Source organism: Duncaniella muris (assembly GCF_003024805.1).
In the GTDB taxonomy this organism is placed as follows: domain Bacteria; phylum Bacteroidota; class Bacteroidia; order Bacteroidales; family Muribaculaceae; genus Duncaniella; species Duncaniella muris.
The window spans coordinates 96,602-109,279 of the sequence record NZ_PUEC01000006.1; the positions used below are offsets into that span (position 1 = coordinate 96,602).

Below are 12,678 nucleotides of genomic sequence, written 5' to 3' on the forward strand. Positions count from 1 at the left end.
AAAATCAATCAGAATTTTAATTTTAACTAACTATTTAAATACATCACTTTAACACAATGCAAAGCAAAGGATCTTTGGGAAGTGTTGTTGCAGGTGTGATCGCCATTTTCATGGTGCTCATCTGCTTGTTCTACCTTTCATTCACGTTAGTTACCAACCACTACGAGAAGAAAGCGGAAGAATATGCCGCCGTCGAGGCTGCCAAGGACAACAACAGCCCTGAAACTAAACGTAAGGCCTACAGCGAGTACATCAAGAACATCGCAAACGAAAAGGTTTATTTAGGCTATACATTCAATGAAGTACAGAAACTCGGAGTAGGTCTCGGCCTCGACCTCAAAGGTGGTATGAACGTCACCCTGCAGGTATCGGTACCCGACATCCTCCGCTCGATGGCCAACGCAGAAGGCAACCCCTACTTCGAACGTGCCGTCATGAGCGCCGACTCAATCACCCGTGCCAACAAGAGCAATGACTTCATCGACGTCTTTTGCGCAGAATACCGTAAGCTCGACCCCCAGGGCGATCTTTCGGTAGTGTTCAAGGATCAGGTGAAGCGCGGTGACAGCATGGACGCCATCAAGAACTCACTCCGTCAGGAAGTGAAAGACCGCGTCAGCAGCTCCACCAACGTGCTCCGCACCCGTATCGACCAATTCGGAGTCGTTGCCCCCAACATCCAGGAACTTGAAAAGGACGGCCAGATCCTCCTTGAGCTTCCCGGCGTTAAGGAACACGACCGTGTACGCGAGCTTCTCAAATCAAGCGCCAACCTCGAATTCTACGAGACCACCCAGTTCAACGAAATAGCCCCGATGCTCCAGGCGCTTGACAACGCCCTGCGCACCGACACCACCGGCAACGGCAAAGGTCTCTTCGACTACTTCCTCCAGGTCGGCAACCCCTACCGCCCAATCAGCGTAGGTTCAGCCACCGAAACTGCCCGTGACACCATTGATGCCATCCTTGCATCAAACGTAGCCAAAGGCATCCTTCCCTCCAACCTCAAACTTGCATGGGAATTCAAGCCTGAGATAGTACAGGTCGACGACTCCGTACGCGGCAAGCGCAACCTCAGCATCTATCAGCTCGTAGCCCTCAAGACCTCAAACGGCAAACCCGCACTCAGCGGCGACGTCATCACTTCAGCTACCAGCGACTACGAAGCCATGAACGGCAACTACGTTTCAATGAACATGAAACCCGAAGCAGCCCGCCAGTGGGCCCGCATCACTGCCGCCAACCTCAACAAGCCCGTGGCTATCGTGCTTGACAATCAGGTCTACTCTTCGCCCAACGTCAACTCAGTGATCGAAGGCGGACGCTCGCAGATCACCGGCAACTTCACCACCGATGAAGCAAAAGACCTTGCCAACGTGCTCAAGAGCGGCAAGATGGCAGCCAAGGTCGACATCATCTCCGACACCGTGATCGGTCCGTCGCTCGGCGAACAGGCCATCCACGACGGTCTCTGGTCGTTCATCATCGCCATCGTGCTCCTGATGATCTTCATGTGTCTCTTCTACGGCCTTGTCCCCGGCATCATCGCCAACATCGCCCTCATCTTCAACATCTTCTTCACCTTCGGCATCCTCGCGTCATTCCAGGCCGTGCTGACACTCTCCGGCATCGCCGGTATCGTGCTCGCGCTCGGTATGGCAGTTGACGCCAACGTGCTCATCTACGAACGTGCCAAAGAAGAACTCCGCGCCGGCAAGAGCGTACGCACCGCCATCGCCGATGGTTACAGCAACGCATTCTCAGCCATCTTTGACTCGAACCTCACTTCGATCATCACAGGTGTGATCCTCCTTCTCTTCGGAACAGGTCCTATCAAAGGCTTCGCCACCACCCTCATCATCGGTATTGTCTGCTCATTCTTCACCGCCGTCTACCTGACACGCCTTATATATATAATGTGTGCCAAGACCAAGCCCTTCGAAAAGCTGACATTCACCACTCCCCTTTCGGCCAAGATGTTCTCTGACACCCACTTCAATTTCCTCGGCGCCCGCAAGGTCAGCTTCGGAATTGTCGGCGCGGTTGTAGCCATAGTGATCATCTCGTTCTTTGCCCGCGGCCTCAACCAGGGCATCGACTTCTCAGGCGGCCGCAACTATGTGGTTCAGTTCGATCATCCTGTGAAGACCCACGAACTCCAGGCTCAGCTCGCACCCCTCTTTGACGGTGCACAGCTCAGTGTCATCACCATTGACGACGACACCAAGGTCCGCATCTCGACCAACTACAAGATCGACTCTGACGAAGAAGGCATCGACAACGAAATCACCGGCATCCTCTACAAGGGCCTTGAGAACCAGCTCAACGGAATGAGCATCGAAGACTTCTCGACCACTAACGAGAACATCGGCATCATGTCATCGCAGAAAGTAGGTCCGACCGTGGCCAACGACATGCGCACCGACGCTTACATCGCCGTGATCCTCGCCCTTCTGGCCATGTTCTTCTACATCCTGCTCCGTTTCCGCAACATCGCCTTCTCGCTCGGCGCACTTGCAGCTGTAGCCTTCACAGCCTTCACCATCATCGGTTTCTACTCGCTCTTCTGGGGCCTCTTCCCCTTCGCTATGGAAATCGACCAGTCATTCATCGCCGCCATCCTTACGGTTATCGGTTATCAGATCAATGACACCGTGGTAGTCTTCGACCGTGTGCGTGAAAACGTTCAGCTCTATCCGAAACAGAACTTCTTCGACACCATCAACAGCTCGATGAACTCTACTCTCGGCCGTACAGTGATGACCTCATGCTCAACGCTCCTCGTGCTCCTGTGCATCTTCATCCTCGGCGGTGACGCGATCCGCTCATTCGTATTCGCAATGATCTTCGGTGTGATCATCGGCACTCTCGCCACAATCTACGTGGCAGCTCCCGTGGCTTACCTCACCGATGCCCGCCGCAACGCCAAGAAAGCAGCCAAGGCATAACCGCCCGGAACCATATCCACTTCTTATAATCCTCCGGCCCGTAAAAAATTACGAGCCGGAGTTTTTTATGCAGGAAATCCAACCACAGGCATCAGACATCTCCATCTTCCTACTTTAAACCCTAAATTACTCCCACATATAGCATGTGACTGAATATGCTATATAACAGCTATACTTTTTTTCTCGCTGCGAAAAATTTATATAAATTTGCCTCACTGTCATCACTTTTGACATTCAGAGATTGTTATAACAGCATATGGACAGAACTCAGACAAAATCACAGGCTCACCTCCGCTCTCGGCTCTCAGCCTTCGGAACCGTGACCCACCGCATATACCGCTTCTATGCCGATGGATTCCGCTCGATGACTGTAGGCCGGAAGCTATGGTTGCTGATAATCATCAAACTGTTCATTCTGTTTTTCATTTTCAAACTCTTCTTCTTCCCAGACATCCTGTCACGCGACTATGACACCGATGCCCAAAGGGCCGAGGCAGTGAGGGAGTCTCTTCTCAACCGTTAAGCTCCGGAAATATTCTGCCATTTACAAACACACACTCAACAGACTTTCTATCTCTTTCAACTATAAAAAACAACTTATAAAAAACACGAGAGTATGGACGATTTGATGACCGTAGTCGACTGGTCGCGATGGCAGTTTGCCCTCACAGCCATGTATCACTGGCTCTTTGTGCCGCTGACACTCGGCCTGAGCGTGATAGTCGGAATCATGGAGACCATCTATTTCCGCACCCGAAGCGAAAAATGGCTCCAAATTACCAAGTTCTGGATGACACTCTTTGGCATAAACTTCGCTATGGGAGTGGCCACCGGAATTATCCTTGAATTCGAATTCGGCACAAACTGGTCGAACTACAGCTGGTTTGTGGGCGACATTTTCGGAGCGCCGCTTGCCATCGAGGGCCTGCTCGCCTTCTTCATGGAAGCAACCTTCATTGCCGTCATGTTCTTCGGATGGAAAAAAGTCAGCCCCGGATTCCACCTCGCTTCCACATGGCTGACAGCCCTCGGAGCCTCGATCTCGGCCCTGTGGATACTGATTGCCAACGCATGGATGCAATATCCCGTCGGCATGGAATTCGACCCGGCACAGATGCGCAACGTCATGGACAACTTCTGGGACGTGGTGCTTTCGCCCGTGGCCATCAACAAGTTCTTCCATGCCGTGTTTGACGGCTGGGTGGTAGGCGCAGTGTTTGTCTGCGGCGTCAGCGCCTGGTTTCTGATGAAAAACAAGCGCCGTGAATTCGCTCTCGACTCGATCCGCATAGCCGGATGGACAGGCCTCGCAGGCATCGTGCTGACACTCTGGACCGGCGACGGCTCGGCAGTCCAGGTAGCGAGGGTGCAGCCCATGAAACTCGCTGCGATGGAGGGACTATATAACGGCAAAGTAGGCCAGGAGATAGTGGGCTTCGGTCTGCTCGACCCGTCAAAGACTCTCAATGACGGCAAAGATCCCTTCCTTTTCGACATCTCGATCCCCTACGGTCTCTCGATCCTCGCCAACCACGATGCCAACACCTTCGTGCCCGGCATCAATGATCTTATCGAAGGCATAAGCCTCACGCCGGAAGGCGACACCATCAGGACTGAATCATATGCCGAACGCATAGCCATAGGCAAACGCGCCCATGAGGCCCTCCGTGACTTCGACCGGGCCATGACCGACGGCGATACCGCGGCTATGGCCGAAGCACGCGCCCGTCTCAAGGAAGACTACCGCTATTTCGGCTACGGATATCTCGACAGCCCTGAGGAGGCGATTCCGCCTGTGGGCATGACATTCTATTCGTTCCACATCATGGTGCTTGCCGGAGGCTATCTCCTGCTTTTCTTCATACTCGCCGTCATCAGCTCGGCCCGTGGCGGACGCCTTTGGGAACGCAAGTGGTGGCAGTGGGTGGCCATACTGACCATCCCTGTGGTGTGGATCTGCTCAGAAGCCGGGTGGGTGACTGCAGAAGTCGGACGCCAGCCCTGGATCATCGAAGGCCTGATGCCCGCCCGCGCCGCTATCTCGGCCATCTCGGCCTCTACCGTACAGCTGACATTCTGGATGTTTGCCGCCGTATTCACAGCCCTGCTCGTGGCCGAGGTCACAATCATGATCAACCAGATCAGACGCGGACCTGAAAACCACTAACCCGATTTCTCACCCTCAAACAGACATAAATCATGGAACTTGAATCCTTACAGATATATTGGTGGCTGCTCATTTCTGTGCTCGGCGCACTGCTGGTGTTCCTGCTTTTCGTGCAGGGAGGACAGACGTTTCTGCTTTCCGTCAGCGACTCTTCCGAGGCCTCGCGCCGTATGATCAGTTCTTTCGGCCACAAATGGGAACTCACGTTCACCACTCTGGTGGTTTTCGGAGGTGCCTTCTTCGCATCGTTCCCGCTTTTCTACTCCACAAGTTTCGGAGGCGCCTACTGGCTGTGGATGCTCATACTGATCAGCTTCGTGCTCCAGGCTGTCAGCTATGAATTCCGCACAAAGCCGGGCAACATCTTCGGCACCCGCACCTACGACACCTTTCTCTTCATCAACGGCTGCGTGGGCTGCATTCTGCTCGGCGTGGCTGTCTCGATGTTCTTCTTCGGGGCTGAGTTTTCAGTCAGCAAAGGCAACATTCTCGACGGTTCTTCTCCGGTGATCTCAGTCTGGGCTCCCTCCCACGGTTTCGAGGCCATATTCAACTGGAAGAACCTGCTGCTCGGCTTCACCGTTCTCTTCCTTGCCCGCACGCAGGGAGCACTCTATCTGCTCAACAACAATTCCAACCCTGACAGCTTTTTCAAGGCCAACCGCCGCCGAGTCATGGTCAACGGTGCCATATTCGTGGTGCTCTTCCTCATCTTCGCCGGGGTTCTCCTCACGTCAACCGGACTGGAGACCACTTTCAACGGCGGGATCGACGGCCTGCGGAGCACTTTCGCTCCGCGCGAGTTCAAATACTTCCACAATCTGGTGGAAATGCCCTGGACTCTGGCCATCTTCCTGATCGGAGTAGTGATGGTGCTCTACGCAATCATTCGCTCCACTCTTGCCGACCACTGGACCGACGGCATCTGGTGGTGCGGAACAGGCACCATACTGGTGGTGCTCTGCCTCTTCTGGATAGCAGGCTACAACAACACCCCCTACTACCCCTCGCTCACCGACCCATCGTCATCGCTTACCATCTTCAACAGCTCATCGAGCCACTTTACTCTCACCTGCATGAGCTGGGTTTCCATAATCGTTCCTGCAGTGGCTGCCTACATAGCCTATGCCTGGTATGCTATGGACCGCAAGCACGAATAAGACGCCTATCATCTTGTAAATCCCACCGATCCAACACAATCAAAAGTTCCGGAAGTCTTGTCACCGACTTCCGGAACTTTTGTCATACAGTTTACCTCTGCAACTGACTTTTACCGAGCGGACAAAAGACGCTGACAGGCTCTTCCAAGAGGTCGTTTAAAAACGGCCTTAAAGCACTGCAACCTGAATTTCAGGCAATTTCTTAAATAAAAGAGCATGACTGCGCTATAAAAGCCAGAGCGGAATATCACATAAAAGATTTTTGAAATCGCAGGCGCGGCTTCCGCCGGATCATAATTCCGATAAGCCCGTTTAAGCGTTTCCAATGCTTCGCGGCGGTCATGAGCCGATAATTTCGAATAATTTTCAACATATTTATAATCGGCAAAACGAAAAGTGCAATTTTGAAAAACGAAAAGTACATTTTTTGGTGTTTTCCGGCCATTTCGGGCGCGTCTGTTTGACCGCCGTTCAATCATCGCTCAAACGCTGTTTAATCGGTTGAAAAATAGTTATTTTTACAGCAAAATAATCCCTCAAACTTTTTGCAGTTTGAGGGATTTTTCTTAACTTTGTATTGTTATCTTGGCCGCGTTCACACCGAATCTGCGGCCATTTTCGTAAGTATTCCGACGCATCTTTCTATCATTTTCGAGCGGTCGCGCTTCCATTCGGTCGCTTCCATCCCTTTGTCGTATGCTGGATAAGGTTGCTGCGGCTTTACGCACCGAAAACGCTTGTCGAGCGCGTAAATGTATCGGTAGGTCTTGACGTGGAACACTTCAAAATCGCCTATCAGCATCCCGACATTGGCGCGTAGAAAGCCCGACGGCGATGTTGAGTTGGTGAATATCTGCTCGTGTACCATCTCGCCGCTGCGTCTATTGCGCAGAAACTTTGTGAGGTGAAAGCCGTAATACTGAAAGTTGGCGGCTTTGTAGATAGTTCCGCAGCCGAGGCGACCGTCGGCGAAACTCTGCACGGCCACGAGGTCGGGGTCAAGGCGGCGCAGCAGCTTGATCGAGGCTGCTATCAGAATACTTTCGGCATTGTGACCGAGTTCATCATCTATCCACATACGGTTGAGTTCGCACATCCACGCTTTCGGGTTGGGGTGCGTGAATATCCGGGCTTTGGGGTTCTTCATGTAGCCGTAGACGGCCACTCCGAGGCAACGGTCGGGTTCGTCGGCGCGGAAGATTCCGAAGTTGTAGACACCGAAACCTCCGTCATTCCATTTGTGGGAGTAGTGGTTCTTGACAATCATTTCCTTTGCGGTGGCCTTATCAACAGGCTTTATCAGAAGCCGTCCGAGCGAGGAGGTCTCCTTGTAAATCTCCGTGGGGAGACTGTTGCTGTCAGTCATTCAGCATAAAATGGGGTTTGATAGTTAGTGAAACGGTTGGTTATCTCGCCCCTTTTGCGTAATTTTGCAGTGCCAATCACATACTAAAAGCAGCGACACACGGCGGTCAAAAGGCTATAACAGCCCTCGACTGCGCGGTGTGCCGCTGCTTTGTGATTGTATGTGATTGGCGTCCTACAATCAAGTCGGGGGCTGTTTTTTATTGCCCACCGACGTATGTTTTCGTTTATTCTGTTTTTTTCATCGGCTATTTCATTGGGGTTAAGATTTTAACATATATCTTTGCGCCATGCATTACACCCTCGACAGTTTTGCGATTTCGATTTCAAGATAGTGTATGGTGTGTGCGGCATGTGCGATTCCCTCTCACACTAAGTTATCGCGGCAATGGCCGCGTCCGACAGCAGGGATTGAGCGTCTTATAGACCCCGTTGAGATGATTTTGAACGAAGCACCGACTGGATTAGTCAGCGACAACCTACAAGATTTCACAACAGAGCATATATTGAGTTACGACCGCCGGGGTTTTTAGAGGAGCAGTTTTTCAACCGCCCCTCTTTTTTTGTCCCTAATCGGCAGAGAACCCACGGCGCACCACGGTCTTGTTGGTCTTCTTGTCGAGATGAAACCAAAGGCGGTATTTCATACGCGCCATCTCGCCGCCCGCGCTCTTGAACGTCTTCCCGGCTGCGGCAAACTGCAACGCGATCCGCGCATAGCAGCAAGCCTGTGTCTTGGGCTTTGTGCCTTTCCTGGAAGCTTTGACGCGAGTTCCGACCACTTTGTAGAGGCCGTTCCCGGCGGCGATTTCTGACAGACTCCCGCTTGCCACAATCATATCCGAGCAGACAGATCCGAGTTCCTTTCCGATAAGGGCATTGTCCTCCTTGTCGGTTACGCCTATGCACTTAGGCACATACCAGTTGTTGGGTGAGGAGGTGGAGAGTATCACGCCCTTGTAATGCACGTATTGGTTCTTCGGTTGCCGGAGCATACTCTTGCCTTTCCACGCGGCGTTTGTGCCTGTCGTGCCGCCGGAACGACGCTTTCGGCTGCGCTTCTTCTTGCGGAGCAGCACAAGCTGAACCCCCTCCGGGATAAAGCCGTGGCGCACATAGACGGTCGAGCCTTTTACCACCTTAACGTCGATATGCAGGTTTTCCGTTACCGGGTAGAAACCTCCCCACGTCTTTGCCGCGCTGTTCCAATAGCGGACGTAGCGGCGCAGGTCGGGCAGGATCTGTTCCTGTGTGATGTTGTTCGCGCTGTGGCGGTAGACGTTAATCGTGTATTCCTCCGCGCCGTTCAGAGCGAAACACCCCTTGCGGCAGTTAAGACGCACGTTGTCCTTTTGCGCGTCCAACTGAACGCGGGTGAGGCTGTCGGTAGACAATACGGTGAGTTTCTTGGCGAGGTCGCTGTTGACGGCGGTGTAGTCGAGCAGTTTCTTTGCCAACTGGTCGTTGGTTTCTATCATCGAGAACCCGGAGGCCGGATATAATCCCGGCACGTTCTTTGTATATGTCGGCACATATTCGGCGTAACGGTAAATCCGCGCCTCGCGGTAGGTCGTGCCGTCGGCCACGATGTTCTCGGTTGTCTCCCGGATCTGAATGCCGTTGCCCGGCTTGGCTGCGGCCTTGAAGCGCAGCACCTCGCCGTCTATCACCACAACGCCGTCGGCGGTGGCCGTAGGTGCGAGCAGGATGTAACGTTTACCGCCTATCCTTGCGAATGCCTGTAAAAAGGTAATCTGGTCTTGTATGAACGACAGCCCCTGCGTCGATAATGGATACAGGCCATTGCCACCACTTGCGACCGCCGTTGATAAATATTCCGCTCTGTTCATTGCTTGAGTTTGTTGGGGTGTAAATCGGAGTTTTTGAAAGGATTCTGTATTGCTCCACAATGGCCTTCACCTTGTCGAGCTGCGTTGTGTAGATGTTGTTGGGGACGCGCACGATGAACGAGTTCTGCGGCGCGTTGAGCCGCGCTTCGTCGGCGAGCAGCGGTGTCGGATGTTCCGGCGGCTCACCCTCTACGGGCTTGCGGTTCTTCTTCTCGTCCACGGCGAGCAACTGGTTCGGCATCGTCGGGTCTTTTGCATAGACCCACTCCCCCTCGTATGCCCCCGCGTCCTCGATCTCAAACCCTTTTTTCAGATTGAAAGCGTCGTTGAGAGCGGCGCGGAGATAGCACACCTGCCCGTTGTGGCTCAACCTGTATATGTGGTCGCCACGCGCCCGCAGGAAGCGCGGGTACAGCCCTGTGTCGTCGCCGAGGTAGAGCGGCGAGCATAAGGCGCGGCAGAAAGCGAACACCCGGCGCAGACGCAGGAACGTCGGCAGCATGGTCGCTATCCACTTGTCGAAATCTATGTCAAAAATCATCATTCGGCCACTTGATAGGCACGGCCTCTGACCGTGAGGTTCTGCAATGCGTAATAACCCGAATAGGGACGGCGGTAGCCGACGACACGCGAGTAAGCCTCCGAGCCTCCGGCTGCGGCCTCCACTTTCACGATGTCGGCCACGCGCACTCCCTCAATGGACTGCAAAGCGGCCATAAGGTCGGAGTTTCGGTATTCGCCGTTGAAAGGCAGCTTGGATATGACACCGCTCACGGCCTCGGTTATCACGTCCTTGCCGTCGCGCAGCAGTCTTATGGCCGTGTAGCCGTCCGCATCCGGGCGACCGTTGCCTGTGGGCTGCGCCGTGAGTATGGCCGGATCATAAAGCACCACGAGTTCCACGCGCATATTGTCGGCGGGTTCGTTCAGCACCTTTATGGCCACTCCCGCGTCCTTTATCTGCGAGAGGTAGCCTTTCAGTCCGGCGAGGTCATCGGGCTGCAGAGGCGTGGGCTGGCCGTTGTTGCCCCTCGCGGCAACCTTGATGAACACCTGCGTGTTGTCCTCGGTGGCGACCGCGTATTTCACCACACGCGCCTTTTCGATGTCGGCCTCCGTCATTCCCGACGTGTCGTAGTAGTCAGCCACGACCACGCCGTCGGTCATTATGAGATCCTTGCCACGCATATAGGCGAGGGTCTTTGTAACGTACCAACGGAGCGTGTGCGGGCGCAGGGCATCTATCCTCGCGTCCACCTCCTCGCGGTGGCGGTCAAAAAGTTTTTCGAGCAGCCATATACAGGAGGCGACGACGTAGAACATCAGGCTCTCCAGCGACACCGGGGAGAAAGCCTTGTCAAAGGATTGGTTCTCTTTCAGTCCGTACCCTGTGCGGATAGCGTCCTGTGAGATAAAGGTCTCGCATATCTGAGCCTTTATCTCGGCGATTGACCGTGCCATCGCCTCACGCTTTGTTGAGCGCGGCTATGGCCGAGCGGTAAGCGTCGAAATCAATCTCCGGGCGCGGTGTGTCGCCGTAACGCAGGTCGAGGTCATACTGAATGTCGGCCACAACTCGCTCCGGGTCGGGAATGCCTAAGTAGCGCATTTCAGAATAGGCCACAAGGCCGCTGTCAACCTCCTTGCCCTGCTGCGGTTCCTCGGCGGGAGGGGGTGTGCCGTTTTTGGCGGCGCGGCTCAACGCCTTGCGCTTGCGGAACGCGGCGCGTTTGTCAACTTCGGGGATTGTTGTCTTGACAGGCTCGTAGTCCCAACGAACAATGCAACCCCTTTTGCGACCGGTGTTGAACTGCTCAACGGCAGGGAGCGTCTCCCCGCTGAAAACTCGTGCTGTCATTCGCTTTGCTTTTGGTATTCTGTTTCTTGATGCTTGTTTACGCTTGCGGCGGAGCATACGCTTCACGCGCTCGCGGTGTTTGTATTTCTGTTTTAGTATTATCTTGGTGAAGTCCCATTCCACCACAATGTATTTCATCCACGCCTCGGAGATCCTACCGCAGAAAGCCCGGCGCATACCATATTCCTGTCCTTGCCGCATGAGGCCGAGATAGGAGTTGATGCAGCTCACGAAATGCTCCGCGTTGGCTTTGCACCATGCCGCGCCGCGCTCCTCGGCCTGTCGGTTGAATCCGTGCAGACGGCACATCGCTTTTCCGAGGGTGCGGTTGGCGATGGAAAACCCAGGCTCGGATGACCCCTTAGACCAAGGTTGAATTGACCCCTGAAAATATTTTGAATTGACCCCTGAAAACGTTCTGGCCGACGGGGTCAATTTTATTTTGTCTTATCGGCTTTTTATAGCTTTAAGCTTACGGACGCTTTCGCCGGTAAGCGTGATTCGATGAGCAGTGTGGACAATGCGATCGAGTATTGCATCTGCCACTGTGGAGTCACCGATTGCTTCGTACCAGTCCAGTTCGGGGAGCTGTGATGTCACGATGATTGATTTGCGACCATGGCGGTCTTCGATGATTTCCGTAAGGTGTGCGCGTTCCTTGGCGTCGAGAGGCACCAGAAAGAGATCGTCGAGGATCAGGAGCTGCGTTTTTTCGAGTTTCTTGAGCTCCGTTTCGATTGTTCCTTTGTTTTTGGCGATTTTCAGGGTTCCCATCAGTTTGGATGCGTTCGCGTACAGCACGCGCATACCGGCCTTGCATGCCTCGTATCCCAGTGCTGTTGCCAGATAGCTTTTGCCCGTACCAGAACAGCCTGTGATGAACAGGTTTTCACCTTTACGGATAAAGTCCAGCGATGCGAGACGCTCCATCTGATTACGATCCAGGCCACGCGGAAGGTTATAGTCAATCTGCGCCACCGACGCGTCGTCGTATCTGAAGTTTGCGTTTTTCACCAGGCGCTCAATATTGCGTGCGGCCCTGTAGTCCCATTCTCTGGATAACAGCCAGTTCAGAAAGCTGTCAGGTGTCATTGTCTCGGCGAATGTGGCCTGAAGACTTTCGGAGAACGCTGCCGACATGCCGTGTAAGCGCATACGGTGCATCAGATCCAGAGAGATGGAGTTGCGGTCTTTCTCCGCTGTTATTGGCGTGGTTTTATTGTTCGTTTCCATGTTGTTCGTTGTTGTTGGCTGATAGTTTTATGCTCGCGGCAAAATATTCTTTACCGCGTATGTTCCGGTGGGATGGTGTCTGACGGTCATTGCCGTC

Annotated in this window: 9 protein-coding genes; 4 read left to right on the forward strand and 5 right to left on the reverse strand. The window is 53.7% G+C overall.

Features of this window, described 5'->3' with window-relative positions:
- Window positions 1-56 precede the first annotated feature (56 nt).
- The 4 genes from secD (at window position 57) to C5O23_RS04005 (ending at window position 6,275) form a co-directional block, all read left to right on the forward strand.
- The gene (secD, locus tag C5O23_RS03990) at window positions 57-2,948 is read left to right on the forward strand and encodes a protein translocase subunit SecD (protein ID WP_107031676.1); all 2,892 of its coding nucleotides are present in this window, start codon (window positions 57-59) and stop codon (window positions 2,946-2,948) included.
- A gap of 256 nt (window positions 2,949-3,204) precedes the next feature.
- On the forward strand, window positions 3,205-3,471 hold the full coding sequence (locus C5O23_RS03995) for a DUF4492 domain-containing protein (protein WP_107031677.1): 267 nt from the start codon (window positions 3,205-3,207) through the stop codon (window positions 3,469-3,471).
- Between the two features lie 93 nt (window positions 3,472-3,564).
- Entirely contained in the window at window positions 3,565-5,115 is a 1,551-nt protein-coding gene (locus C5O23_RS04000; protein WP_107031678.1) for a cytochrome ubiquinol oxidase subunit I, read from the forward strand.
- A 32-nt stretch (window positions 5,116-5,147) separates the two neighbouring features.
- The gene (locus tag C5O23_RS04005; protein ID WP_107031679.1) at window positions 5,148-6,275 is read left to right on the forward strand and encodes a cytochrome d ubiquinol oxidase subunit II; all 1,128 of its coding nucleotides are present in this window, start codon (window positions 5,148-5,150) and stop codon (window positions 6,273-6,275) included.
- 595 nt (window positions 6,276-6,870) lie between these two features.
- Here C5O23_RS04005 and C5O23_RS04015 read toward each other — a convergent pair.
- From C5O23_RS04015 to istB, 5 genes are all read right to left on the reverse strand, one after another.
- On the reverse strand, window positions 6,871-7,641 hold the full coding sequence (locus C5O23_RS04015; RefSeq protein WP_104403798.1) for a Mom family adenine methylcarbamoylation protein: 771 nt from the start codon (window positions 7,639-7,641) through the stop codon (window positions 6,871-6,873).
- 568 nt (window positions 7,642-8,209) lie between these two features.
- On the reverse strand, window positions 8,210-9,490 hold the full coding sequence (locus C5O23_RS04020; RefSeq protein ID WP_133159458.1) for a hypothetical protein: 1,281 nt from the start codon (window positions 9,488-9,490) through the stop codon (window positions 8,210-8,212).
- Between the two features lie 540 nt (window positions 9,491-10,030).
- Window positions 10,031-10,951 carry a hypothetical protein gene (locus C5O23_RS04030; protein WP_107031683.1) on the reverse strand — a complete coding sequence of 307 codons (921 nt, stop codon included), beginning with the start codon at window positions 10,949-10,951 and terminating at the stop codon, window positions 10,031-10,033.
- Window positions 10,952-10,955: 4 nt separating this feature from the next.
- Window positions 10,956-11,657, reverse strand: a complete 702-nt coding sequence (locus C5O23_RS04035) for a hypothetical protein (RefSeq protein ID WP_107031684.1) — start codon at window positions 11,655-11,657, stop codon at window positions 10,956-10,958.
- A gap of 138 nt (window positions 11,658-11,795) precedes the next feature.
- On the reverse strand, window positions 11,796-12,581 hold the full coding sequence (gene istB, locus C5O23_RS04040; RefSeq protein ID WP_107031685.1) for an IS21-like element helper ATPase IstB: 786 nt from the start codon (window positions 12,579-12,581) through the stop codon (window positions 11,796-11,798).
- Between the last annotated feature and the right edge of the window lie 97 nt (window positions 12,582-12,678).